We start from the raw sequence: 26,650 nt of genomic DNA on the forward strand, positions 1-26,650 counted from the left end.
ATTGCTTTATATTGTTAAAGAACGTTTTGAGTCGCTTTAGCGTCTCAAGGGATGCGAATAATACACCCTTTATTTTTTGAGTCAACACTTAGTTTTAAACTTTCTTTTTAGATAATTTAAAACCGAAGTTTTATTTAACTCTCTGAGTTGTTCGTGCCTCGCTATGCGTTGGCGTTTCCCGTCTCAGTGGGGTCGCATTATAGGGAGATCCGAAAACAGATCAACCCTTTTTTTAGATCTTTTTACTGTTCGAACAAAAATAGAACAAAACCATGTAAAACCATATGAAAACCTTCCTAAGATGATGCTTTTTTGTGCTCTTATTTATTATTTAATACAAATATCATTGCTATGTTTGATTTAGACGTTAAGATAGCAAGTTCACAATGTTAAATTAATGTTTATTTCCTGTTTATTGGTAGATCTAAAATGAAATTACCCGATCAAAAATCTTTTATCTTCTCTGTTATTCTTGCTGTAGTTGGTTTTGTTGTTGTTGAGTTCGCTTTAGGCGGCTTAGCTTTAAACCCTGCATTACTATTTGGTGCTGGTTTATTAATAGGTGCGATTGCTATTGCTGCAATGTCATCTGATGTGACTGAAGAAGCTGAAGTTAAAACAAAAACGCTTTATGTTGGTAACCTTCCTTATCGTGCAAACGAAGGTGTGGTTCGTGCATTATTTGAAGAACAAGGCAAAGTATTCAATGTTCGTTTATTAAAGGATAAGAATACTGGCAAGCGTCGTGGCTTTGGTTTTGTTGAAATGGCGCAAGCTGATGCAGACAATGCAATTGCTAACTTGAACGATAGCGAGTTCCAACAACGTACTTTAAAGGTACGTGAAGCAAAACAAAAACAAGAAGATGATTCTAATGCTCTACGTACTGAGACGGATCAGTCAGTGTAACTAGCTTTACCGCTAGCTTATTGCTAAACACATCAGCCGTTGCATAATATTGCAGCGGCTTTTTTATGTCTGTTAGTTTATTCACACAGAAGTTAAGTTGGTTAAGTAGGTAGTTGACTCTGTTTGCTATCGCTACACCTGAATCAAGTAATTTTACATTCCCTTCAAAATACTGACTAATAGGCTCTGCTAATATTGGAAAGTGCGTACATCCTAATACAAGTACATCTATAGTTTTATCTATATGTAGGCCATCAAGCACTTGATGCAGCTTGTTTGTATCCAAAGACTCTGTAAAAAAGTATTGCTCAGCTAAAGTTACTAACTCCACACTGCTATATAGATTAACGGTTACATTACGAGCATGCTCAGTAATTAATGTTTTAGTGTATGAACTGGCGACCGTTGCCGGTGTGGCTAATAAGCCAATATGATTTGAACGTGTTAACTCTGCCGCAGGCTTTATTGCTGGCACAACACCTACTATAGGAATATCTGTCATTTGGCGAACAGCACTAAGTGCAGATGTAGAAGCGGTATTACACGCTATTACAATTAAATCAACATTAAGCGTATTAGCTTTGATGAAATGAATAAGTGAGCATAATCGGTTAATGATGGTTTTTTGGGATTGAGCACCATAAGGCAGTAATGCATTATCCATAAAATAACTGTACTGAGCATTGGGGATACTTTGCTTTATATGCTCAAGTACAGTAGTTCCACCAATACCTGAATCAAAGACCATTATATGCGCTGACAAACTACCGTTCCCACTTTACTTTAAGAACGGCAGTTTGCCATGAGGTATTTATAAAAGAAAGTAGTTTAACTTTGCGTGGTTTCTAAATCAGTAAGCCTGTCGGCCGCAGAATTTAACTGATTAAGGTTTTCGAACATAGACTTTGTGTAATCTACTAATTTATCTATTTGTTCCTGATCTTGATTTAACCATTGGAGAATGCCAGCTAGCTGATTTTGTAATCCAAGCTCACCCGCTTTTTCAAAAGCATTTTTAAGGTCGTCATTAAAAGGAGCTAAACCCTCCGCTACTTGTTTTTCTGGTGCTGGTCTATATTCTTCATAGCTTTTAACTGTTGCTATTGTTTTTGTTTGGCGTAAATCCATAGAAAAAGCCACCAGCTGATCGCTGTCTAAACTCAGCTCCTGCGCTTGTTCAAATGCTTCATCTAAATCACCACCAAAAAAGGTTTTACTTAAATCTTGTAAGTCTTCCATCATCGTATTAATAGCTTCTTGCTCTTGCTCATTTAAGTCACCATTAACCGACATCGAAAATGATACCTGCCGAGATTGCGATGATGAGCTTGCAAACGACTCGCTATTATTGTTTTGCTGATAGCCACTTGCCGACTGAGATTCAAATGCATCAGCAAAACTAATACTTACCTCATCACCTTCTGCGGTAGTAAATTTATACTCTGCATTACTCGTCATACTGACATATTGAGCCTGGCTTATATTTACGCTGGCAGATTGTGGGTTAAATAACGACTCTTCAAACTTATCAAGCCCATTGTAAATTCCCTCTTTGGACTTATTAATCCCCTCTTCCATGTCATCATTAAATACGCCTGTACCTTTGAGTTCATCAACAGCGTCGTCAATCCCTATTTGGACTCCTTTGCGCGCGTCGCCTAACATATCTTTGAGCTTTTCGTCATCAGCGCCGTTAGCTTTTGCTTTATTAACAGCACTACTTACAAAATCGAGTACGTTTTTTACTATTTCATCAAAATCAAATAGTGGTTTATCTGCTTTTTTTTCTGCGATAGGCAATCCAAGCTGCTCAGCCATTTTATCGCCAAGCACCTTTGCAGCCAACTCTCGGCCTCGTTGTTGGTAGCTATCTTGAGGAGACGTAATTGTAGGTTGCTGTATATCAGCTTTATTATTGAATTTATTGATGTTGTTGTTTGGCGTAAAGCCATAATTACCTATTTTCATGATTCGTCTCCTAAGCGTGCGTAGTTTATTATCGGCTATAACAATAAAAACTAAAGTACAATGTTCAATAAAACAGCATAAATGCTAGCCAAAACTAGACAAATACGCAGCGCTCCCTACAATAGCGCCGATAAACAGATCTTAGATAAGGTAGTAGCGTTAATGGCAGTTATTAAAATAGATACCACACAGTACCAAACGCAGTTAAGTGAAAAAGAGCAGCGTATTAGTGCACAGTTCCAACGTTTTGGTGTGGAGCAACTAGAAGTATTTAGCTCAGAGCCAACTAACTACCGCCAACGTGCTGAATTTAGAGTATGGCACGACGGTGACGATCTGTTTCACATTATGTTTGATCAACAAACAAAAGAAAAAATCCGTGTTGATACATTTGATCCAGCAGCGCCTCTAGTTGGTGAAATAATGCAGGTGATGATTGAGCATCTTAAGCCTTGTGAAATATTACGTCGTAAGTTATTTCAAATCGATTACCTATCCACGCTAAGCGGTGAAATTTTAGTAAGCTTGCTTTATCACAAACCACTTGATGATGAATGGTTAAGTGAAATTAAAGCGCTTAAAGAAAAACTAAGCAGTAAATACAAAATTGACTTTATCGGCCGTGCTCGCAAACAAAAAGAAGTGCTGGGTGATGACTTTGTAACTGAGCGTTTAACAGTTAATGGTCAAGAGCTTATTTATCAACAAGTAGAAAATAGCTTTACTCAGCCTAATGCAAAAGTAAATATTAATATGCTGGAGTGGGCGCAAGATTTATGTAAACCACTTAAAAATGATTTATTAGAACTGTATTGCGGTAACGGTAACTTTTCAATTGCGTTAGCGGGCTGTTTTAATAAAGTATTAGCAACAGAAATATCAAAATCATCTGTTCATTCTGCTCAATACAATATTGCTAAAAATAACGTAGAGAACCTAGATATTATTCGTATGTCTAGTGAAGAGTTTACTCAAGCAATGAATGGAGAGCGTACTTTCTCTCGCTTAGACGGTATTGACCTTAAAAGCTATGACTGCCAAACCATATTAGTTGATCCACCGCGCGCGGGCATGGATGAATTAACGTGTGACTTAGTGGCTAACTACGAAAGCATAATTTATATATCGTGTAATCCTGAAACCCTTGAGCGTGACCTTGATCACCTAACACGTACGCACAACGTTAAGCGCTTTGCTATATTTGATCAGTTCCCATATACACATCACATTGAGTCGGGTGTTTTCTTGCAGCGCAAATAACCAACCAAAATTAAAGTGCCAGTACTTTTATAAGTGCTGGTATTTGCTTTTCACTAAATACTTGAATACCATTTTTTATTAATAATGCTGTAGTTAAACCTAGCCCTTCGATTTTTACTCCGCGATGCTTTCCATCATATATTGTATTTCGTCCGCAAGAAGGGCTCGATTCTTTAAGTAGAGCAAAACGAACTTGATTCTTTTTACAGAGTTCTAGCGCTATATTAGCTCCAGTTTGAAACTGTTCTGTTACATCTTCTCCTAAATTAGTAATTACACTCCCCTGTATTATTTCAGCAGGAGCTCTAGGAGTAGGAAGCCCACCAGCGACCTCAGGACAAAACACAATTAATCTATTTTGTTTTTGCCACAAATTAAGCTGTGGATGCAAAATTGCGTGTCCTCTACCATCGTAGCGAACAGGCTGCCCTAGCAAACAACTCGATACTAATATTTTTTCCATCGCTATATCCTTATAAAGCAAAAAAGCTCCTTAAGGAGCTTTTTTTATTTTGGCTAAATTTATTTATTAGCTAAGTAATTAATCAGTTTGCTAATATCTTCTGGTTCAGTAATACCCGACTCACGACCTAGGTTTAATTTATACTTACCATTTACAATAAATGTAGGTACGCCACGTAGTGCGCCTTTTTCTTTAAAGTAGTCTTGATCGCGTTTCATTTTAGAGCTCAGCGTACGTACCGAGAAGCTTTTAAACAGCTTATCAAACTTATCGCCATCAACGCCCTGCGCTACAAATATATCTTTTACATCTGCAAGCTCATTAAAACTAGCGCGCTTTGTATGAATATGATTAAAGATTGCAGAGACAATTTTATCTTTTTGCGGAAGCACTTCTGCAGTAGCGAGTGCTTGGCTCATCATCTGTTGGTTTTCTGGGTCGCGTACACCTACAAAATCAACATGGCTCTTTTTAAATTTAACGTTTTTATCAAGCTTAGGCTTAAACTCACCAATTAGTGCTTCCATGTTATTACATGCAGGGCAGTAAAATGAGAAAAACTCTTTAATTTCTGGCTTTTTAGTTGCGCGCTCAGAAACAACGTCGTAATGCACGCCTTCTTCATACGTTGCTGCAAAGCTTGTTGCCGCCATAGGAAGTAGTACTGCAAGCAAACCTGCTTTAACTAATTTAATCATTATTATGCTCCGAAATTTATAGTGCTAATAAAAACGCTACTAACTCATCAAGTTCTTTTTGATTTTTGATGGTGTTGAGGTTTATTTTATATTTATCGTTAACAATAAAAGTAGGTACACCTGTAAGTGCGCCTAATTTTGAATATTTATTTTGTTTGTTTTGCATTGCTTGCTCAGCCGAAATAACTGGCATGCTTGCAATTTCTTGATCAAACGTTGCGCTATCAATACCGTTTACTTCAAGTAATTTTTTAACGTCTTTCATTTCAGTTAAAGGAGCACGCTGAACATGAATACTTTTAAAAATTTGATCGCTAATACTCTGCGCCAGACCATGCTGCTTAGCAATTAAGTAGGCAAAGCTTAAATTACTTTGTGCTTGTGGCGACACGCCACCTAAAAAGTTCACGTGGTTTTTAATAAACTCAGCGCCTTCTGGCAGGCCTTGTTCAATTGCTTTTGCTACTGGTTCAAACTTAAAACAATGTGGACAGTAAAATGAGAAAAATTCGGTTACTTGTGGTGATGTACTTTTGTCTACATCAATAACAGTGTATTGATTATCAACTTCAAACTGTGCAGCAAGTGCTGCAAATGGTAAACATAAAAGTAATAAACTCAGTTTTAATTTTTTAAGCATTTGTATCTCGTTGTACTTGTCTTTAAATAAAATATTACGGCAATAACTTTAACGGTGCTTCTTGCAATGCTGCAAGTTGCTCCTTCAGTGCTAAAATTTGTTGCTCCCAGTATTTGTCATCAGCAAACCATGTAAAGTTCCGCACAAAGGCAGGATCGCTCCATCGTTTAGCTACCCATCCCATATAATGGATAATACGCATCGCTCGCAGCGGTTCAATTAATTTGAGCTGAGAGTGATCAAAATCACAAAACTCTTCATACGCATTCACAAGGGTGTCTAACTGTAACAGTTGCGTCGCTCTATCGCCACTGAGCATCATCCATAAATCTTGGATTGCAGGACCTTGGCGGCTGTCATCTAAATCAACAAACATGAGCGCATCACCTGCCCACAAAATATTACCAACGTGGCAGTCACCATGTAAGCGAATACTTTGCACATCTTTATACTGTTTTTGCGCCTGCTCTATCACTAAATCTAAAATAGTATAAAAGGCAGTATTTATTCCCATAGGCACTAAGTTACTTTTTTGAAGATGAACTTTGGCTGTATGTAAATACTCCTCGCAGGTAACTGTTGGCCTATAAGTAAAAGGCTTTGTTTTAGCTACTTGATGCATACGGCCAATTAAACGCCCCATTACATCAAGCTGATCTAAGTTATCAACTTCAAATAAACGCCCGCCTACACTTGGAAACAACACAAACAAATAACCTTCGTGTTCAAACAAGCTTTGCCCATTATATAAAATAGGGGCAACAACAGGCACTTCCGCTTCTGCCAGTTCAAATGCAAAGTCATGCTCTTCTTGAATTTGCTCTTTACTCCAGCGCTCTGGGCGATAAAACTTCACTACGTAACGCAGGCCATCATCGGCTTTAAATTGGTACACCCTGTTTTCATAGCTATTGAGTGCCAACAAACCAGATTCGGCGTACACACCTACGCTTTCTATTGCATCGAGTATTAGGTCAGGTGTTAAGTCAATAAAACTAAATTTACTCATACTCTTCTTATATAAAATAAAAAGCGGGTAATATACCCGCTTTTGTTAATTGCTATATCAACTTACCTATTTAAGGTAGGTTGTGATTATCGCGCTTTAAAAAAGTTACTCGACTGCGATATTGTCTCATCCGGCTCATCTACCGGTGAAAGCACAAAGTTAAACTCAGTCATCGGCGCCTTCAAATCATAAGGGTCCATTACAAGCGACAATGGCACATTATGAGATTGCCCTGCCTGCACAGTAAATGACTGCTTACCAATATACTTAAAGTTATCTAACCCTTGTACTTTAATATTAAAGGTTTGCTCGTACTGCGCTTTATTAATTACCTTTAATGTATAGGTGTTCTCTACTAAACCATCAAAATCGACACGATATAATTGGTTTCGATCACGAATGATATCAAAGTCCATTGTTTTACGCAGCGCTATATTAGCTACAAGTGCTCCCGTAAGCACAACAAGTATGACCGTGTAACCAATGATTTTAGCTCGTAGTGGATTCGTTTTATTTTCTGGGGTTTCGAGGTTTCGCTCTGTCGTATATGAAATAAGTCCACGCGGGTATTCCATTTTATCCATTACGCCATCACACGCATCAATACATGCACCACAGTTAATACACTCAGCTTGCAGCCCATTTCTAATATCAATACCTGTTGGGCACACTTGAACACACAAGTTACAGTCTATACAGTCGCCTAGCTCTAAATCTTCATGATCTACTTTACGTGAACGAGGACCACGGCTTTCACCACGGCTTTCGTCGTACGTTACAGTGTATGTATCTTTATCAAACATAGCTGATTGAAAACGTGAGTAAGGGCAAATGTGTAAACACATAATTTCTCGCATCCAACCGGCATTACCATAGGTACACGCAGCAAAGAAAATAATACTGACTAGTGCATAACCACCCACGTTAAACGTTACAAAATCAGGAAGTAACTCTCTGATTGGCGTAAAGTAACCCACAAAAGAAATAGCGGTATATAACGAAAACAATACCCAACTAGTATGCTTTGCCGTTTTACGCCAAAACTTATCAAAATTCATGGGTCGTTGATCGAGTTTTTTACGCTGATTAGCTGTGCCTTCAAGCTTTTCTTCAAACCAAATAAAAATAAAGGTCCAAACAGTTTGCGGACATGTGTAGCCACACCACACCCGCCCATAGAAGGTGGTCACTAAAAACAGCGCAAATGCTGCCAGCATAAAAATAAACGCTAATATGGTAAAATCTTGAGGCCATAGCGTTAAACCAAAAATATTGTATTTTTGACCAATTAGATCAAACAGCACTGCTTGCTGGCCGTTAAAATTAATCCAAGGAAGTAACATAAACGCAAGTAGGCCTAAAAAGCCAATGCGCTGCCTAAGTAATTGATGTAGGCCTTTTACGGCACGCACATAAATACGATTTCGGGGATTGAACCTATCATCTTGACGGCTTAAATCCGGTTTTTGGATTTTCACCTCTACAGGGATATTCTTTACTTTAATTTGCTTGTCCATCGAAGTTCCTCAACGCCGCTTGGAAATAAAAATCCAGCAATACTCAAGTACTCTATACTTAAAGCTAGCAAGTTACTTGCTAGGCAGATTTACTTTAATAAATTGCCTTCTCGAATACTTTCAGATATTTCAGAAATATCTGACTGCTGTTAACCATTATAACAATGTTGGTTAAAATTACTGGCATAGATCGCTAATAATTTATTCATCCCAGTTACTTGCTTTTAAAATGCAGTTTATTACACTGCATGGTAATTCAACCCTACTTAGATCAAGGTTTACGTATCCATGAAAAAATTTATTATTTTGGTAGTTGTGATCCTTGCCTTTTTTACAATCGATCATCCGCTTATAAAAGAACCTCGCGAAAGGTTATTAGGTGAAGGCATTGGTTTTTTAAGTGATGCAAGTAAGGTTAACAGAAGCCCTGCTGCAAATATGGCTAAAAATAGAATCAGCACTCAACTTAAATTGTCTGAATCTGAGGGTGAGTACGTAGAAAAAACGTTTACAACAGATGACTCTGTTCAGTTATTTCACCTACGTTATTGTCGTGAACGTGACTTAAACCTTTATTTTTATGGCGATCGTTTAAATACGGTATGTAAAATAGTGACTGAAGCATTAGAGCAAAAGCGAGCAAAGTAGTGGATTTTTCAGGATTAAATAAAAAAGCAAGCGACTCATTTCATAAACAACGCAATATGCTCAAGCAATTAGCACAAGGCAAAACGTTAAAGTGTGAGAAGTGTAATGGGGTTTTAACACTTAATTTAGCCACCAGTGAACCTGGTAAAGGCGTAGTAAAGTGCAAACAAGGCTGTACGGATATTATATTAGAGCTAGGCACTTAGATTAAACTAAGTGCCTGGTATTAATAATTACTCTTCCCAACTCTCGTCGGTTATCAAACCGCTATTAATTGCGACCACTTCAATTAGTTCAGCAAACCCTAATGCAAAGTCACCCATTGATTCATATTGGTACTGACACAAGGCTTCTATAGTCATGTTATTTTGTTTGGCAATCTGAGCTATTGCTAGCTGATCTAGTGCAAAAAAGCTTAATGTACTTAACGCACTTTCTAATGCTTGTTTAAAGTCAGTGTCTAATTGCGGTGCATTTAACAAAGGCTCTGCGTAAGCTTTGGTTGCAACTAAGAAGCCTTTACTCCATGACTTACAAAATTCAGCATCAAATGTGTTAGGTAATTTGTATCCAGTTTCAAATACTTGCTCACTAATTTTATGATATAGCGCCATAAACAAGAAAAGTACTTCTTCATCTAAATCATTAGCTGTATTTGGTAATATCTGCTCAAGCCACTCATGCACATCTAATGGATTGGGCGAACAAATAACGCCAAATAAATAGCCTTGGCTTTGTTGAAGGGTCATTGCTTGAGATTGGGTATTTAAAAATGTGCTGAGCTGCTTTGCGTGCAGCTCAGTAAATTGGGGTATTTGCATTAAAACTCTTTATATTCAAACATTAAAAGTTGAGCGGGTAACGACCTTGGCTATCTGGTCGGCCTAAAAATTTAACCGCATCATGTACATCTTTAGGTAAGCTAGCATCTGGTTTTACATAACCTGCCACACTAAAGTCGAAATTAGCTTTAAGTGTAGCATCTGCCTCAAGGCCAAGCGTATTATCTGGGTCAATTAATATAGCAATATCGCCCGACTTACAGCTTAACTTACCAGCCAGAGGTCCAATATTAAACCACCCATTTAAGCCTTGCACGTCAATATTAGGGCTCGCTATTTCACCTTTTAGTGAATCACAATAAGGTGCACCTGAGCTGTATTCATCAAGTTCTAAAATTACACGCCCTTTAGCGGTTACAGGTAGGGGAAGCTGCACGCGCTGCATTGCACGCTCTACAGTGGAGCGTACTAGGCCGTCAGTCACTTTAACTTCTTGATTAAAAAGCCCATAACTTACATCAGCATAACCCGAGATATCACTACGCTCTCGTGCATTACCAAACTTCACATTCGCATTTAGCTTGCCTGTAAATAACTTCCAGCCAGCAATGTCCCAGCGCACATTATTTAACTGTTCACCATCAAAACGAACTTGCATCATTTGACCTTGCCAAACAGTGCCTACAGTTTGCCCTACTTCTAATTGCTTTGGAAAGTACGGTTTTGCTATATCTAGTGCAATATGTGCTGGTAATTTAATAATACAAAACACAATAAAACTAATTAAAAAGACAGCCGATAACGTTATTATTTTTTTCATTAATTAATTCTCTAATACTAAACGGCTTACACGCACATAGCCTGATTTATCATCGCGGCTCAAATCTAAGTTTTCAATTTTTAAGCCGTGCTGATTCACTAGCTCATCTAACCACTCTATTAACTGATTAAATTCTACAGAGTCGAGCGTCAAACGCAGCGAATCACTACTTGGCTGCATTTTACTAATACTTATTTGATGGCGCCCACGTGTAGAATTAACAATTTGGCTTAAGTTTGCATTGCTAGCAACACTGGTGTTACCCGCAGCCTTTAGTTTAACAATACTGTCATCAACCCAAGCTAATAGCTCTTGTTGTTTAATTTGAAATTGCTGTGCCTTTTCTATCGCATTATTTAATGGTCGAAATATTCCCATTACTAAAACAAAAATAATAAACACGCCACCAGCGACCATTACCAATTGTTGTTCTTGCTCTTTAAGCGAGCGCCATTGTTGCATTAACTGCTTTTTCATACTGCACCTCGCAGTTTAATTTCACCAACGACATAATCACCGTCGTTATTTAAAGACCCTTGCTCAACAGTTAAACCTTGTTTTTCAAGTATGATTTTTACTTTACCAAAGGTTTGGAAGTCTTTAGCACGTGCACGAATGCGCAGCTCATTGCGACGTTTGTCATAACGAAGTGTTTCAGGTGTAAATTCGCTGACTTGCGAAAATACATCAACCAAATTAGTCGTTAAGTCTAAAAAGCCCGACTCACTTGAGCCTTGCACTTTATCTAACGCGCCTTTAATTTGGCTTTTAATTAGATTGGGGCGAACTTTAGTTCCTGGAAATGCTTTTTGGTATCTGTCGACTACTTGAGCTTTAGCTACTTCTACTTGTGTATTAAGTTGGTGTAACTCAATAGCTTTTATTGTAATCGTAGAAACCAATGCAACACTTGCTATAATTGCGGCGCCTTTCCAGTAACCCCACCATAAAGCGCTTTGTTTTTTAAGCTGATACATACCTTGGCGTAAGTTAAAATTAACGCTATCTAACTGCTTTGCAAATAATGCTAGAGGTAAGTCGTACTCACTCGTTTGCGCTTGTAAGTTAACGCTTTCTGGAAACTGACTAGCTGGGCTAAAATGCTTAATATCAGGATTACCCATGGCTGTTAAGTAGCCATTTAACCAACTAGATTCAACCGCACCTATATGCCATTGCCCCTGCTTAAATAACCATTGGTTATTGAGCTCGATAGCGGTAACTGCGCCATCATCTGCAAGCGGTAACAACAAAGCATCGGGTAATATTCTGTATACTGATAGATTATGCTCTACAAATAATGCGAGCCATTGTTCAAACCATTCACGGTCTGTCATTGCTACACGAATTGCATGTTGCTCACCAAGCATTGTCGGCTGCGCTACTGCTATAAACAGTTCATCTACGTCACATGCTATATCTTCCTCCAGCATGTATGGCAATGCTTGCTCAAGCTTGCGATTCCATTTTGTTGGCAAAGCGACCGTTTTTAATTGCACTTGATCACTTGGTAACAACACAACAACTTCTCGGGTAAGTGCTTTTTCGCTTAGCTCACTTAAATGCTCTGCATTTGGTAACTCGCCACTGGCTATTATTTCTTGTTCTTGTGGTGAGTAAATTAACCAATTAAGCAATTCTTGCTCGGTTTGACCCGTGCGGATCAACAGTATTTCTGTCACTGTACGCCTCCAAATTTTCGCGCCAGTATCGTTACGTCACCGTCTTTAGCGTGCAGTAATGTGGTCATCGAAAAACGCAGGTCGACAAAATTTGCCTGCGTTTGTAATTTAAAATATTCGCTTTTAATACTAAATAAACTTTTGACTGAGTCGGTATTAGTACCGCCTTGTTGCTTCACCTGTTCAAAAAATTCATCAATGGTGTCAAAGCCAGTTTGCGGTCTTGCACCTACCACAGCCTCTGCACCAGATAAGCTCAAGCTTTCTATTAAGGCACTGAGTATAAGTGCTTGCTCTGGGATTAATGTATTTACGTTAATAGATAAAAGCGTACTGCCTGGTATTACACATACATATGGCAATACTTTTTCCATCACTAATGGGTTAAAGCCCTTAACCAAGCGTAATTCCGATGTTGATGCAAATAAACTATTGGCTGTCATATACGGAAAATCTCGTGATAAATACTCGTCTTCTTCTGCGCCTGAGCGATATGTAATACTGTCCTCGTCAAGCCAATCAAATACGCTATCTGCCATTGTCTCTTCTGATTCATCAGCAGGTAAATCTTCAATGTTTTCAAGTAATGCAAAGAGTGCTTTATGTGCAGGGTTTGTTTTACTTGCGCTATTTTCTTCTGGCGCTATGGCTAAAGCATTTAAATTTAAACATGCTTGTAAATCAGTAATTTTGCCACTTAACGTGCCGTTATCAACAGGGTATGAAGCATCACCTTGAGTTGCCCAAACTTGATCAAGTGTTGTTTTATCAGCATCATCTTTTTTACTTTGTATTAGCCCTTTAATAGCAAGCTCTTCTGCACCGTAGGCATACCATTTAGCTTGCTGGTGACCTTGCAAATTAGTACTTTTTTGCACTTGAACCATTAAATTAGCACTCATTTCTACTGCTAAAATAGCCGCTAATGCCACAATAAACAAAACAATAACAAGTGCTGCGCCGCGCGATGATTGCTGCTTAACCATTATTCACATCCGTACTTTGTGTAGCAACAACTTTGCCTTGCCCAGGAACTAAAAATACACGACGAATTGGCTCTGCTTCTATTTGTTTCAAAGTAACAGCAACCGCTTTAGGGAGAGCTTTAATTTCCCACTGTTCTTGCCATTCGTTTTTATCATCTAAAAACTCAAACTTAAGCTCTTCAACATTTTCTAGTACACGTTGAACTCGCGGTTCCATATTATCAAGCTGATCAACATAAACCCGATAAACACGCTCAAGGTTATCGTCTATCACTCTATAACCAACGGCTTGTAGTTCTGAACGTGGCAATAAATTAATTGGATTTATCCAGCCATCCCGTACAAACGCAATACCATCGTATTGGCTTTCTAAAACGTAACGACCAGCAAGTAAATATTGTTCTTGAACATCACCAGATTCGTTTCGTACTGCACGTTTGGTCATTTGGCTAAAATCTTGATCCATTAACCTAAATGTTGTTTGCAACCCATTTAACTCAGCAATTTTTTCATCGGAGGCATCTTTTGCTCTTGTTGTCGTCTCTAGTATTTGATGAGTAGCAATAATAACAAAAGCTAAAATACCCAGTGCTACCATAACTTCAAGTAATGTAAACCCGCGCTGCTTCACTTACTTTTTGCCTTTATTTAGATACGTTGATAACTCATATGCCGAATGCTCATATTTTTCATCCGTAAAAACATTTATGGTTAACTTAACAAAGCTTTTGTCAGCAGTGGCTGTTACTTCTTGCTGCCAAAACCATTCAACACCGCCCATTACTTCGCTGCCTTTAAGGTTATTTTTACCTTGCCATTGTTCGCCTTTAGTACGCTGTTCAATAATAACGTTTTCGGCGACCCAAGATGCATAGGTTTGCTCTTCAATAGTCGTTAAGTGGTGTATGTGCTCGCTTGTTGCTTGCATTGCAGCTATACCCGCCATGGCACAAATACTTAATGCCACTAATACCTCTAATAAGGTAAACCCTTTAGTGCGCTTCATTATTCTGGCTCTCGGCGAAAGTTTACTGGTGCAGCAAATTCACCTTCAATGTAATACACAGGCTCGCTTTGCTCTTTTAACTCTAATATAAGTTGAAACGCGCTTACCTCACCTGATGACAAAATAAGTACTTGTGGGATTTTCAACTTTTTAAGCTCAAGTAAGCTGTCTTCATCGCCGCCACTCATAAGTTCGCGCCAGTTAGATTGCTCTAAGAGATTATCTTGCGCCCACGCTAAATCTTCTAAGTTAAGAGTGAGCTTTAATCTTTCATCTAACTCTATTGGTTTAAAAAGATCTTCACGGTCAAAGGTAATCCACTTTTCACCATCGAAAACTAAATACTCTAACGTATTTTCTTCTACTAATAAGCCCAATTCAACTTGGTTTAAAATGGCAAATTCCGATGCCATGTTAATGGTGGTATGCAGCCTTAATGCTTGAGTATCTAACTCTTCCTCAGCACCGCCTTCTAAGCTATATACCACCATTTTTGTAGCAAAAGCGATGATCACTAATACCACTAAAATTTCTATTAAACTAAAGCCTCTGCTTTTTGCATGGCGCTGCTTAAGGCTTGCTTTCATAGCAAGCCTCTAGCATTAACATGTTCATACAAAGCAGTGTACTTAAGCATTATTGTTTTTCTTCGTCCCAGTTACCGATATCATCATCAGTACCTACTTCACCATCTGGGCCCATAGAAAAAATATCAAACTTGCCAATTTCACCTGGGCTAATTAGCTGATATAGATTACCCCATGGATCTTCTGGTAATTCATTAATAAAACCACCGTCAGGGAAACGTTTTGGAACCGGTTCAATGCTTGTTTGAGTAACTAGCGCTTCAAGACCTTGCTCTGTGCTTGGGTAGCTCTTATTTTTAAGCTTGTATAAGCTCATTGCATCTTCTAATTGCTGAATATCTAGATGCGCTTTATCGATAGCAGCCTCTTCTTGCTGACCCATAATGTTAGGTGCAACAATTGACATAATCATTCCGATGATAACCAGTACCACCATCACTTCTAGTAAAGAAAAACCTGATTGTTTATTCACGTAATTACCTCATTATTCTAAAAACATTAAGTAAAAATGGTTTAGGTAAAACCATTAATATATTTAAAAATTTATTCTAACTTAAAGTCCAACAGCTTTATTCATCGCCATTATTGGCTGCAATATTGCCATTACTATAAATAATACAATAACCGCCATTGAGGCGATCATCGCAGGCTCTAGTAGTTTAAGCGATACATTAACCATGCTCTCAAATTCGCGATCTTGGTTATTTGCAGCACGCTCTAACATTTGCTCTAGTTCACCTGATTTTTCACCACTTGCTATCATATGCAGCATCATTGGTGGAAACAACTTAGTTTGCTGAAGTGCAGCTCTTAAGCTTGCACCCTCGCTCACTCTATCGGATGCATCTGCAACCGCTTTTTTAATTTTTTCGTTAATTAATACACCGCCCGAGATACGCATCCCCTCGAGCAATGGTACCGAGCTTGACGATAAAATACTTAAAGTACGCGCAAAACGTGCGGTGTTAATACCACGAGCCACTTTACCTATACCTGGCATATGTAGTACTCGGTCATCCCACCAAAAACGTATTTTAGGCTGCTTAAGTGCATGCTTAATACCAATGGCTATAGCTGTAATAGCTATTAAACTAATAAACCAATAATTTTGCACAAAATGGCTGCCTGCCATAACCCATTCGGTTGTCCAAGGAAGTACTTGTTTTGTTTTTTCAAACGTTTTTAATATTTTTGGTACTACAGTACCAAGCAATACCGACACAATACCGATTGCAAATACCACTAAAATAATAGGGTAAACCATAGCCTGAGTTATTTGGCTACGCATATGTTGGCGCTGCTCGGTATAGTCGGCTAAACGATTAAGTACTTGGTCAAGGTGACCCGACTTTTCGCCTGCGGCTACCATTGCACGATATAAATCGTCAAAAACATGAGGAAACTCACTAAGGCCATCGGCAAGTGTGTAACCTTCAACCACTTTTGAGCGTACCGACATAAGCATACGCTTTAAACGCGGCTTTTCGCATTGCTCAGCAACCGCCATAACAGCGCCTTCAACAGGGAGTGCCGATTGAATAAGTGTTGCTAATTGCCTTGTAATTAGTGCTAAGTCTGAGGTTGAAATTGTCGGTTTAAAAAAGCCACCGAGTAAAGGGGCTTTTTCACCTTTGACTTGTTTATCACTTTGCGCCGCAGGGACAACTTCAAGCGGCGTAAGTTTTTGATCACGTAAAGTTTGGCGAATTTGTTTAGCTGTATCGGCTTCTAAAATGCCTTTTTTTTCTTTACCTCGGCCATCTAAGGCACGGTATTCAAACGCCGCCATAGTTAACCTTCCTCACGGGTAACACGCAATACTTCTTCAAGTGTTGTTTTACCTACAAGTACACGGCTACACCCATCTTGGCGAATACTTGGGCTGCGCTTACGAATGTATTTTTCTACGCTTTGCTCGCCTTTACCGTTGTGAATCATTTCGCGTATTGTTTCATCAACTACAAGTAACTCGTGAATACCCGTACGACCACGATAGCCATTAAAGTTACACTCTTCACACCCTACTGCTCGATAGATTGTCGGTTGGCTTTCAAAAGGAACCCCTAACAGCTGGCATTCATGCTCATCAGCCGTGTGACCTTCTTTGCAGGTATTACACAATGTACGTACTAGCCGTTGCGACAACACACCGAGTAACGACGATGAAAGTAAGAATGGTTCAACACCCATATCTTCCATACGTGTAATTGCACCCGATGCGGTATTAGTATGCAGAGTAGACATAACAAGGTGGCCGGTAAGTGACGCTTGAACACCAATTTGCGCAGTTTCAAGGTCGCGTATTTCACCCACCATTACTACATCAGGATCTTGGCGTAATATTGCACGTAAACCACGTGCAAATGTCATATCAACTTTTGCATTAACTTGTGTTTGCCCAATGCCTGGAATTTCGTACTCTATCGGATCTTCAACGGTAAGAATATTGCGATCGCGTGAGTTAATTTGGCTCATACCAGCATATAGAGTGGTACTTTTACCAGAGCCCGTTGGCCCTGTTACCAAAATAATACCGTGGGGTTTACTAATTAAATCTGAAAACAATGCACGATTATCTGCGGTCATACCTAAATCTTCTAGATCTAAACGCGCGTTGTTTTTATCAAGTAAACGCAGTACTACACGCTCACCGAAGCTCGATGGCATTGTAGACACACGCACATCAACTGCACGTCCGGCAATACGCAAACTAATACGACCATCTTGTGGAATGCGTTTTTCGGCTATATCAAGCTTAGCCATTACTTTAATACGAGACACAAGTAACGATGCAAGTTTACGATTAGGTTTAAGTACTTCTTTAAGCACGCCATCGACCCTAAAGCGAATAACAAGCTCTTGTTCGAAGGTTTCGATATGAATATCAGAAGCCCCTTCTTTAATCGCTTCACTTAGCATGGCGTTAATAAGCTTGATTATTGGCGCATCATCGTCACCAGCTAGTAAATCTTCAGTTTGCGGAAGTTCATCAGCAAGTGAGAATAAATCAACCTCGTTGCCAATATCTTCCATCATTTGTTGTGTTTCAGAGCTATCACGTTGGTATGACGCTTCAAGCAATAGCTCAAATTTATCATCAGCCAATTGCTCAAGTGTAAAACCATGGCCTGCGATACGGCGTACTTCTAATAGTACTTCCACATCTAGCTCACCACGGTAGTAAACTATACGGTGATCTTTGTTTTTGCCAAGCAACACACCTGCACGTCTTGCATAGGAAAACGGCAAACGCTTTGCTGGTAACTCAACTAACACATCACTCGTTAATAGCTCATCCTGATTATGCGTTTTAGGATGAACCACATCTTGGTTTATCTCTTGAATCGCATTAGTCATCTTTACGCTCTTGTGCATTTTGTTTACGCAGAGACTCTTCATACGTAGGGGGAAGTACTAATTCGTCATTCCACTCAGGTAAAATAGGCGTATCAGTCATTGGCATTAACTCAATACCGTCTTCTTTTTGTTTAAACTGCTCACCACGAATAAAGTTATATTTATTAAAGCTTAACTTATTCATGCTTACACCATCACGAATAATGGTTGGGCGAATAAACACAATAAGATTACGCTTACGGCGCGTTGTATTTGTTGATCTAAACAAGTGGCCTAAAATAGGGATATCGCCTAATAACGGCACCTTAGAAACACTTTCTTGTACGTCTTCGTCAATTAAACCACCAAGTACAACCATACCACCATCATCGGCCATTACCGTGGTTTTAATTGAACGCTTATTTACTGAAATATCAACCGCAGTTGCACCACTTACGCTCGATACTTCTTGCTCAATAGTAAGCTGTACTGCAGAGCCATCATTAATCTGAGGCGTAACAACCAATTTAATACCGACTTCTTGACGCTCAACTGTTTGAAATGGGTTTGCATTGTTACTGCCTGTTTGTGAGCCTGTAATAATAGGTACTTCTTGACCGACTAAAATAGAGGCTTCTTCGTTATCCATTGTAGTTATAGAGGGTGTAGCCAAAATGTTCGAATTTGTATCAGTAGCAACAGCCTGAATAATTGCGCCCCAATCATTTTTAACAACGCCCAGCGCTAAACCATTAATGCCACTAAGTAAGGAGGCTAATGGACCATAGTCACCTTCTGTTGTTTCCGTATACGGCGTTACCGTACCTGATTCAGTTCCTATTATATTTTTAGTAACGGTTACATCTTGTGCTTGCTCTGCAGCAACAGCTAATGACCCAACGGGAACCGTAGTGCCGTTGTTAAACTGCAACATACCGCCCTGCTCAGAAATCCACTGCAGGCCTAAGTTAACCCCGTCGCCTTCCATTACTTCAATAATAATCGCTTCAACCAGTACTTGGGCACGGCGAATATCAAGGCGTTCAATTACTGATTCTAATGATCGCATTGTGTCTGGCTGTGCGGTGATAATTAATGAGTTTGAGTCTGGGTGAGACTCTATACTGCTTTCATTATTGCTTCTGCTACGGGTCTTAGTAGTACCGCCTTGTGCATCTTCAACAAGTGACTTACTAACACCTTGCAATACTTTTACTAAATCTTCAGCTTTAGCATAATTTAGGTAAAACACCTTAGTATTACCTTGGCTTTCTAGCTCACCATCTAAGCGCTTAATAAGCTCAATAGCACGTGTACGTGCTTGGCCTTCACCACTTACAATAACGCTATTAGTTCGGCCATCAGCCACAACTTTTGGAATTAAAAATTCAGGCACACTGCCTTTACCGCTGTCTTTATAAATATTGTCTACTACAGAGACAACATCATCTGCCGTCGCATATTTAAGCTTAACAATGTCTACACGCTTGTCACCCGCCTGATCAACAGAGCGAATAATCTCAACTAAGCGATTAACCGATGCAGCATGACCTGTTAGCATCATTACGTTAGCCGCATTAAAGTTAGCAACGTGGCCACCATCTTTTTGATCGCTAAATTGACGAACTAGAGGACCAAGCTCCTGCACACTTACATTTTTAACACGTACAACACGCGTAATCATCATGTCGCCGCTAGCTTCACTACCTTCGTCAATAAGTGGCACATTTGATTTTTTAGCGTCTGAACTTTTTTCTACCTTAATTATGCCATTGTCCATTTCAACAGCTGAGTAGCCATAAACTTCCAATACATTTAAGAAGAACTGATAATAAAGTGCTTCGTCCATTAACTCATAGCTGCGAACATTTACCTTTCCGCGCACGTTAGGGTCAATAATGACTGTTTTATTAAGGTTTTTACCAACAATATTAATGAACTCGTTGATATCAGTCCCTTTAAAGTTAGCAGCATATTCAACAGCAGAAACAGACAAAGAAATACTTGCCGCCAAAAAAAGTGCTGCGTACTTAGCTAACCCTTTTTTAATTTTTTTGAGGTGTAGCACCTGAACCATCGTATTAAAACTCCAAAGCTAAATTATTGCAGACTAAATTGCACATCAATTTGTTCACCATCACGCTCTATAGTGATATTGGCATCTGTACTATTACGCAGCTCATTAATAGCTGACATAGCCTGTTTTAAATCTGTTAGTTGATAGCCATTTATAGAAATGGCTAAATCGTTATTTTTTAAACCCATTTGCTTAAACAGCTCAGGCTCTTTACCTGGACTTAAGCGATATCCAATTAGCTCACCATCATTCATGGCTTGTGAAACACGTATATAGTCAAATAGCTTGCCCGGCTCTTCGAGTAACTCTTCACGTGTTTCTATAATTGCTTCTTTAACGTCTGGATCTGCAGTGGCATCTATTTGTAGATCACTTGGTTCTAATTTTTGCGGACCCATTTCAGCATCATCACGCGCAGCGAGTACTGGCATAGACACCTTCTTACTGAAATCGAGTCCATCAAGCATTAATGTTTCAAAGCGTCCATTAACACTCAAAATAATACGATCCGGCAATATTTGTGCAACTTCAGCACGCGTACCCGATACTACTTCATCAACAAGATAGCTTACTTGCTTACCTTGTGATTCAATAATTGCGATACCTGCTTTGTCATCGTTATTAACCGCTACAATGCCGGTTAAATTGATACTTAAGCGCGTTTCTGGCGCATTATTTATTACCTGCGATTGCTTTGCAGTATTATTGTTGTTTGTTACAGTTTTTTTACCAAATAAAAATTGCTCAATAATATGCTGCGCTGAGTTGTTACTCGCACCAGATGACTGGTTAGCATAATGAGTAGGGGTAAGTAGAGTTACTGGTGGTTTTGGCCACAAAAGCCAAACAAGTTTTGATAATAAAAATGCAAGATAAACAACAACTAACAGTGTCACTAATGCACTTAACTTAGCATGCGGTAAACGAGTTAAAAATTGTTTTAGTTGTTGGATTTGCTGTTCCATAAATAGTGTTCTTATTTTAATTTACTGCGTTAGCGCGTACCCATAGTACCCTTTCATTTTTCTTTCAACAAGCACACTAATATTAAACTTTGTAAACAGATTAAATTAACTTTACATAACAGTACAAAAAGTAAACTGCCGTTGTAATACCTTCATCCTACGATGATTTCATGATAAATTTTAAGCTATAAAAACGTGGGGAAATGCCTTATGAGTAAAAAAAGTAATGCTAATACCAGCTCAGACCCTGTAGATGGGTTAAAAGTTCGATTAGATAAATGGTTATGGGCTGCGCGATTTTATAAAACTCGTGCAGTTGCACGCGAAATGGTGCAAGGCGGCAAAGTACATTATAATGGGCAACGTACAAAAGCGAGTAAAATAGTAGACGTTGGCGCAAAAGTAAAACTGGCTCAGGGCGTAGATGAAAAGCTGATAACTATACTCTCAGTGCTTGAAAAACGTCAAAGCGCCCCCATTGCACAGACCATGTATCAAGAATCTGATGCAAGTATTGCTAAACGCGAAGAGAACAGCATCGCACGCAAAAATAACAGCTTTTTTGCTCCTCATCCGGATAAAAAACCGGATAAAAAGCAAAGACGCGAACTTTTAAAAATGAAATCAAGTTAGGTATAGCCGCTCATGCAACAAGATTTACTTCACCGTTATTTATTCAACGAACTAGATGTTCGTGGCGAACTCGTACAAATCGAGAATGCTTATAATGAAATGATTGCCGACCATAATTACCCAGACCCTGTTAAAGCATTACTAGGTGAGTTACTTGTTGCAACCTGTTTATTAACCGCCACTTTAAAGTTTGAAGGTGAAATTGCAGTACAGCTTCAAGGTGATGGCCCAGTTAAATATGCAGTTATAAATGGTGATGATAAACAAAACATGCGTGGTATTGCACGCCTGCAAAGCGAAATTACGGGCACAACTGTAAAAGAGCTTATTGGTCAAGGCTATATGGTGATCACTATTACACCAAGTAAGGGTGAACGTTACCAAGGTATAGTTCCGCTAGAGCATGATACTCTGAGTGAATGTATCGAAAGTTACTTTGAGCAGTCAGAGCAATTAAAAACACGCCTTTGGTTTGCAACCGACACAACAGAAGGTAGCGCAAAAGCATGTGGTCTATTTTTACAAGTACTCCCAGTTGATAAACAAAAATCAATTGAAGACTTTGCACACCTAGAAGCATTAAGTAACACCATTAAAGATGAAGAACTATTACACCTTGATGCTAATACTGTCCTTACACGCCTTTATCACGAAGATAATCCTCGCGTATTTGAACCTCAAGCGATTAAATTCAAATGTGGTTGTAGTCGTGATAAGACAATTACTGCACTTGTTAATATTGGACAAGAAGAACTACTTAAAGACGTAGCTGAAAAAGGGTCTGTTAATATTAACTGTCATTACTGTTTAAAAGAGTATGTTTTTAACGAACAAGATATAAAAAGCATTTTCAACTAAATGTTCAGCTTCATCTATATATAGTAATTAAAGCCGCAAAATATGCGGTTTTATATTATAAAAAGATGATACCGGTGTCATCTTTTCTGCTAATTTCATGACACCGGTATCATTGAAATTATTCATGTTTTTTCTTAAATATATGTGTTTTTAGAGGCTTTACGGGCTCGAATATCTTAAAACCTTCTGTTACTATAATTTCAGTTTAAGGGCACTGATAACCCCAGAGCTATCCGTTCAAACTCTCACACATAGTTAGGTATAAACATGACTACAGGCGCTACACGTTTTGTCGATTTAACCGCAGCTGAACTTGTCGAGCATGCGATCCGCCGTGGCGAAGGTACTTTAGCCGCAAATGGTGCTTTTGTTGCAATTACAGGAAAACGAACTGGTCGTTCACCAAAAGATCGTTTTATTGTACAAGAAACAACAACTCAAAATGATATTCAATGGGGCAACGTTAATCGTCCATTTGATGCAGACAAATTTGACGCATTATGGGCTCGCGTAGAATCACATGTTCAAAGTAATGACCACTTCACCTCTCACCTAGAAGTTGGCGCAGACCCTGAGCATTATCTACCTGTAGTTGTAACTACAGAAACAGCGTGGCACCATATTTTTGCCAAAAACATGTTTATCGAACCGCAGAACTATAACGCTTCAAACTTACCACAATGGCAAGTAATGAACGTTCCTTCGTTTGTATGTGAGCCAGAACGTGATGGCACAAATAGCGATGGCACCGTCATTATTAACTTTGCGCAGCGTAAAGTATTACTAGCAGGTATGCGTTACGCCGGTGAAATGAAAAAATCGATGTTTTCTGTACAAAACTTCCTACTACCAGCAAAAGGTGTATTACCAATGCACTGTTCTGCTAATGTTGGTGAAGCAGGCGATACAGCATTATTCTTCGGTTTATCTGGTACGGGTAAAACAACACTTTCAGCAGATCCTACTCGCTTTTTAATTGGTGATGACGAACATGGTTGGGCACCTGGAAGCGTGTTTAATATTGAAGGCGGTTGTTATGCTAAATGTATCGACCTGTCACAAAAGAATGAACCTGTAATTTGGAATGCTATCCGCTTTGGCACTATTTTAGAAAATGTAGTGTTAGATGAAAAAGGCGTTCCAGATTTTAACGATACTAGCCTTACTCAAAATAGCCGTGCAGCATATCCACTTGAACACGTTGAAAAACGTAAAGTAGAAAACCGCGCAGGAGAACCTAAGGCTGTTGTATTTTTAACTTGTGATGTAAGCGGTGTATTACCACCCGTTTCTATACTTAGCGAAGAAGCTGCTGCTTTTCACTTTTTAAGTGGATACACAGCAAAAGTTGGTTCTACTGAGATTGGTTCAACTAGCGATATTGAATCAACATTTTCGACATGTTTTGGCGCACCATTCTTCCCACGCCCTGCTGGTGTTTACGCTGAGCTTCTTATGAAGCGTGTACGCGAGTTTGGCGCTAAAGTGTACCTTGTGAATACAGGTTGGACTGGCGGCCCTTACGGCACAGGTAAACGTTTTGATATCCCAACTACTCGTGCAGTAATTGATGCAATCGTATCTGGTAAATTAGCGGGTGTTGAAACTCAGCACATTGATGTTTTAAACCTAGATGTACCGGTAGCAGTTCCAGGTGTAGATACTAACTTACTTAACCCAATTAATACGTGGGAAGACAAAGCTAAGTACAATGAATATGCAGCAAAACTTGCCGCAGACTTCACTGAAAACTTTGCTAAGTATGACGTATCAGACGATATAAAAAATGCAGGACCTAAAGCTTAAATAAGCTTCAAGCTTGTACTTTAACGCCAGCCAAGAGCTGGCGTTTTACTTTCTAAATACCTAATTTAATAAGTGCGACAAAATGCCGCACAACTCATATCAAAAAACCATATAATATACCGCGTAATTAATCATTCTTTAATGCCCAATAAACCTGCATTACTCATTACGACTATTTAATTAATGACACTAAAGCTTTCATGGCGAAAAATATTCAGGCGGTTACATTTATACTTAGGGCTCTCGGTAGGTGTTTTACTTGCTATTATTAGCCTTTCTGGCTCCGTATTAGTTTATTACCCACAAATAGACTCACTGTTAAATCCAATTAATGACACTACCACTAATACAAAACCACCTAATTGTGATCAAGCATATAATACGCTAAGAGCCAATTTTCCTATAAAACTAGGGCCATAGCGATTAGAAAACACAGGTGTGAACTCAATTATACCCGCACGCTACTACAATCCCATAGAAACAAAAGAGCAAGGCTTTGCTCCCTTAATGGTATGGCTATCTAGCAGTAGTGATAAAGTAATACGTAAAAACTATTGGGGAAAATACTTAGTAACTTGGATGTACAACTTACATTTTTCATTACTAACAGGAGCAACGGGCACTCTCGTTGTTGGCTATATAGGCATAGCCTCAATAGTTCTTCTTATCTCTGGATTCTTTGCTTGGTTTCCAAAGCCTGGGCAGTGGGTAAAGACACTAAAATTTAAATCTCGTAGCTCTAAAATAGGTTTGCTATACGACTGGCATAAACTAATTGGTTTAACCTTCTGCATACCGCTACTAGCTTTAACTGTTACAGGTGTTATGCTCGCTATTCCAAAACAAACAGATCCTATATTAATAGCCCTAGTTGACGATATAAACTCCCCACCAAAAACACAAATACAGCCTTGTAAACAATTCAATATTCCTTTATCGCAAGCAATACTAATAGCACAAAAAGCATTACCGAGTGCGCGTTTAGCTTGGATTGAAACACCCTCAAACTTAAATGCTATTTACAGATTTAGATTTCAAACTGTAGACGATCCTTCGTATCGCTTCCCACATAGCTATATAGAAGTTAATGCACTTACAGGAAAGTTAGAGAGCGTGTTTAATATAGATAAGCAAAGTACGGCTAGTAAAATAAAAAACTGGATACACCCTCTACATCACGGCAGCATTGGCGGTAACATTTTAAAAGTCATTTGGGTGCTGAGTGGCTTTGGACCTGCTGCATTGTTCTTTATTGGCGTATATAGGTGGTTAGTTAGAACCAAGAAAATATAAAAATAAAATAAACTTTACGCCAATCTCCCTAGTTAAATGATCTATTTGAGGACAAAAATTTCTTTATTTCGTTGTTCTCGCCAATTACTCCTAAGTTGCTCAACCTTCTGTATCCATGCAATCGTATATCAGAAATTTCTAACGCAATTAACGTCAAGTTCAATCCACCAAATTGATTAGGTATTATTGCCGATTAGTATAATTATCAGGTATGTGTATTTATTCTGCACGCGCTAAAACTACAGTTAGTTACAGATGTAATGCGGTAAATCACTTAGGTAAACTTAGCGCACAATAGTGCCACCCAATTAATTGCTTACTAGTGTCTGTAAATAAGGCTATATACCTAATGGGAATGTCTAATAGGCTACTGAATAGTTAAAGCAAGGCTCTTTACAATGTGAAGCCTGCGTAATGTCACGATACCCACAGCGGTGGAGAGTCACGTAGTAAATGCTAATTTATTGGCCGACTGAGATATTAAGGGATTTTGCTGTGATTTTAACGTCGGGAGTCGCTACGCTCGGCCGACCTACGTGATGTGTGTTGATGTGAGTGTGTGTTAATTGCGCGCATTTCACTTTTCTGCAGACGTAAAAAAGCCCGAATCGTTAGATCCGGGCTTTCTACAATTTGAAGCCTGGTAATGTCCTACTTTCACATAGCAAATGCTACACTATCATCGGCGCTGTTTCGTTTCACTACTG

Annotated in this window: 27 protein-coding genes and 1 pseudogene; 8 read left to right on the forward strand and 20 right to left on the reverse strand. The window is 38.9% G+C overall.

Going from position 1 to position 26,650, the window contains the following annotated elements:
- Positions 1–429: 429 nt before the first annotated feature.
- Positions 430–909 carry an RNA-binding protein gene (locus tag I6E85_RS19335; RefSeq protein WP_007582860.1) on the forward strand — a complete coding sequence of 160 codons (480 nt, stop codon included), beginning with the start codon at positions 430–432 and terminating at the stop codon, positions 907–909.
- Here the strand turns inward: I6E85_RS19335 and murI are convergent.
- Entirely contained in the window at positions 872–1,672 is an 801-nt protein-coding gene (gene murI / locus I6E85_RS19340) for a glutamate racemase (protein WP_024591445.1), read from the reverse strand. The genes I6E85_RS19335 and murI overlap by 38 nt on opposite strands.
- Positions 1,673–1,737: 65 nt before the next feature.
- A complete protein-coding gene (locus I6E85_RS19345) occupies positions 1,738–2,877 on the reverse strand; it encodes a DUF5610 domain-containing protein (protein ID WP_024591444.1) in 1,140 nt (379 codons plus the stop codon).
- A 162-nt stretch (positions 2,878–3,039) separates the two neighbouring features.
- Between I6E85_RS19345 and trmA the strand changes: the two genes are divergently transcribed.
- Positions 3,040–4,137, forward strand: a complete 1,098-nt coding sequence (trmA, locus tag I6E85_RS19350; RefSeq protein ID WP_007582854.1) for a tRNA (uridine(54)-C5)-methyltransferase TrmA — start codon at positions 3,040–3,042, stop codon at positions 4,135–4,137.
- 10 nt (positions 4,138–4,147) lie between these two features.
- Here the strand turns inward: trmA and I6E85_RS19355 are convergent, their stop codons facing one another.
- The 5 genes from I6E85_RS19355 to ccoG form a co-directional block, all read right to left on the reverse strand.
- Positions 4,148–4,600 carry a DUF523 domain-containing protein gene (locus I6E85_RS19355; RefSeq protein ID WP_024591443.1) on the reverse strand — a complete coding sequence of 151 codons (453 nt, stop codon included), beginning with the start codon at positions 4,598–4,600 and terminating at the stop codon, positions 4,148–4,150.
- Between the two features lie 59 nt (positions 4,601–4,659).
- Positions 4,660–5,298, reverse strand: a complete 639-nt coding sequence (locus I6E85_RS19360; RefSeq protein WP_010555409.1) for a thiol:disulfide interchange protein DsbA/DsbL — start codon at positions 5,296–5,298, stop codon at positions 4,660–4,662.
- A 16-nt stretch (positions 5,299–5,314) separates the two neighbouring features.
- On the reverse strand, positions 5,315–5,938 hold the full coding sequence (locus tag I6E85_RS19365; RefSeq protein WP_024591442.1) for a thiol:disulfide interchange protein DsbA/DsbL: 624 nt from the start codon (positions 5,936–5,938) through the stop codon (positions 5,315–5,317).
- A gap of 34 nt (positions 5,939–5,972) precedes the next feature.
- Positions 5,973–6,947 carry a serine/threonine protein kinase gene (locus tag I6E85_RS19370; RefSeq protein ID WP_024591441.1) on the reverse strand — a complete coding sequence of 325 codons (975 nt, stop codon included), beginning with the start codon at positions 6,945–6,947 and terminating at the stop codon, positions 5,973–5,975.
- Positions 6,948–7,033: 86 nt separating this feature from the next.
- Positions 7,034–8,464, reverse strand: a complete 1,431-nt coding sequence (gene ccoG, locus I6E85_RS19375; RefSeq protein ID WP_024591440.1) for a cytochrome c oxidase accessory protein CcoG — start codon at positions 8,462–8,464, stop codon at positions 7,034–7,036.
- Positions 8,465–8,752: 288 nt separating this feature from the next.
- Here ccoG and I6E85_RS19380 point away from each other — a divergent pair, with 288 nt between their 5' ends.
- Together I6E85_RS19380 and I6E85_RS19385 are read left to right on the forward strand one after the other, a co-directional pair.
- Positions 8,753–9,112, forward strand: coding sequence for a hypothetical protein (locus I6E85_RS19380; RefSeq protein ID WP_007586569.1), 360 nt, complete (start codon positions 8,753–8,755; stop codon positions 9,110–9,112).
- A complete protein-coding gene (locus I6E85_RS19385) occupies positions 9,112–9,318 on the forward strand; it encodes a hypothetical protein (RefSeq protein ID WP_007586570.1) in 207 nt (68 codons plus the stop codon). Before I6E85_RS19380 ends, I6E85_RS19385 begins: the two co-directional genes overlap by 1 nt.
- A 27-nt stretch (positions 9,319–9,345) precedes the next feature.
- Here I6E85_RS19385 and I6E85_RS19390 read toward each other — a convergent pair whose 3' ends face one another.
- The 13 genes from I6E85_RS19390 to gspC form a co-directional block, all read right to left on the reverse strand.
- The gene (locus tag I6E85_RS19390) at positions 9,346–9,933 is read right to left on the reverse strand and encodes a UPF0149 family protein (RefSeq protein WP_007586574.1); all 588 of its coding nucleotides are present in this window, start codon (positions 9,931–9,933) and stop codon (positions 9,346–9,348) included.
- A 22-nt stretch (positions 9,934–9,955) separates the two neighbouring features.
- Positions 9,956–10,714, reverse strand: a complete 759-nt coding sequence (locus tag I6E85_RS19395; protein ID WP_007586576.1) for a type II secretion system protein N — start codon at positions 10,712–10,714, stop codon at positions 9,956–9,958.
- Between the two features lie 3 nt (positions 10,715–10,717).
- The gene (gene gspM, locus I6E85_RS19400; RefSeq protein ID WP_024591439.1) at positions 10,718–11,191 is read right to left on the reverse strand and encodes a type II secretion system protein GspM; all 474 of its coding nucleotides are present in this window, start codon (positions 11,189–11,191) and stop codon (positions 10,718–10,720) included.
- The gene (gene gspL, locus I6E85_RS19405; RefSeq protein WP_024591438.1) at positions 11,188–12,396 is read right to left on the reverse strand and encodes a type II secretion system protein GspL; all 1,209 of its coding nucleotides are present in this window, start codon (positions 12,394–12,396) and stop codon (positions 11,188–11,190) included. Before gspL ends, gspM begins: the two co-directional genes overlap by 4 nt.
- Entirely contained in the window at positions 12,393–13,382 is a 990-nt protein-coding gene (gene gspK, locus I6E85_RS19410; RefSeq protein ID WP_024591437.1) for a type II secretion system minor pseudopilin GspK, read from the reverse strand. Before gspK ends, gspL begins: the two co-directional genes overlap by 4 nt.
- Positions 13,375–14,013, reverse strand: a complete 639-nt coding sequence (gene gspJ / locus I6E85_RS19415; protein WP_024591436.1) for a type II secretion system minor pseudopilin GspJ — start codon at positions 14,011–14,013, stop codon at positions 13,375–13,377. The genes gspK and gspJ overlap by 8 nt, the downstream gene beginning before the upstream one ends.
- The gene (gene gspI / locus I6E85_RS19420) at positions 14,014–14,388 is read right to left on the reverse strand and encodes a type II secretion system minor pseudopilin GspI (RefSeq protein WP_002962039.1); all 375 of its coding nucleotides are present in this window, start codon (positions 14,386–14,388) and stop codon (positions 14,014–14,016) included.
- Complete coding sequence (locus I6E85_RS19425; RefSeq protein ID WP_010555414.1) at positions 14,388–14,975, reverse strand: Tfp pilus assembly protein FimT/FimU; 588 nt, start codon at positions 14,973–14,975, stop codon at positions 14,388–14,390. The genes gspI and I6E85_RS19425 overlap by 1 nt, the downstream gene beginning before the upstream one ends.
- A gap of 49 nt (positions 14,976–15,024) precedes the next feature.
- Positions 15,025–15,447, reverse strand: coding sequence for a type II secretion system major pseudopilin GspG (gene gspG / locus I6E85_RS19430; RefSeq protein ID WP_007586585.1), 423 nt, complete (start codon positions 15,445–15,447; stop codon positions 15,025–15,027).
- Positions 15,448–15,528: 81 nt separating this feature from the next.
- Positions 15,529–16,764: a type II secretion system inner membrane protein GspF gene (gene gspF, locus I6E85_RS19435; protein WP_002962033.1), complete on the reverse strand. Its 1,236-nt coding sequence runs from the start codon at positions 16,762–16,764 to the stop codon at positions 15,529–15,531.
- Between the two features lie 2 nt (positions 16,765–16,766).
- Positions 16,767–18,332, reverse strand: coding sequence for a type II secretion system ATPase GspE (gspE, locus tag I6E85_RS19440; RefSeq protein WP_024591435.1), 1,566 nt, complete (start codon positions 18,330–18,332; stop codon positions 16,767–16,769).
- A complete protein-coding gene (gene gspD / locus I6E85_RS19445) occupies positions 18,325–20,388 on the reverse strand; it encodes a type II secretion system secretin GspD (RefSeq protein WP_024591434.1) in 2,064 nt (687 codons plus the stop codon). The genes gspE and gspD overlap by 8 nt, the downstream gene beginning before the upstream one ends.
- Before the next feature lie 23 nt (positions 20,389–20,411).
- Positions 20,412–21,353, reverse strand: coding sequence for a type II secretion system protein GspC (gene gspC / locus I6E85_RS19450; RefSeq protein WP_024591433.1), 942 nt, complete (start codon positions 21,351–21,353; stop codon positions 20,412–20,414).
- A 210-nt stretch (positions 21,354–21,563) separates the two neighbouring features.
- Between gspC and hslR the strand changes: the two genes are divergently transcribed.
- The 4 genes and pseudogenes from hslR (at position 21,564) to I6E85_RS21180 (ending at position 25,943) form a co-directional block, all read left to right on the forward strand.
- Positions 21,564–21,986 (forward strand): ribosome-associated heat shock protein Hsp15, encoded by a 423-nt coding sequence (gene hslR, locus I6E85_RS19455; protein WP_007586590.1) that lies wholly within the window; start codon positions 21,564–21,566, stop codon positions 21,984–21,986.
- 12 nt (positions 21,987–21,998) lie between these two features.
- Complete coding sequence (hslO, locus tag I6E85_RS19460) at positions 21,999–22,844, forward strand: Hsp33 family molecular chaperone HslO (protein ID WP_007586592.1); 846 nt, start codon at positions 21,999–22,001, stop codon at positions 22,842–22,844.
- Between the two features lie 267 nt (positions 22,845–23,111).
- A complete protein-coding gene (locus I6E85_RS19465; protein WP_024591432.1) occupies positions 23,112–24,650 on the forward strand; it encodes a phosphoenolpyruvate carboxykinase in 1,539 nt (512 codons plus the stop codon).
- 183 nt (positions 24,651–24,833) lie between these two features.
- A pseudogene (locus I6E85_RS21180) lies at positions 24,834–25,943 on the forward strand (PepSY-associated TM helix domain-containing protein).
- Positions 25,944–26,650 lie beyond the last annotated feature (707 nt).

This window comes from Pseudoalteromonas sp. NZS71 (assembly GCF_015864715.1).
GTDB classification, from domain to species: Bacteria; Pseudomonadota; Gammaproteobacteria; order Enterobacterales; family Alteromonadaceae; genus Pseudoalteromonas; species Pseudoalteromonas arctica.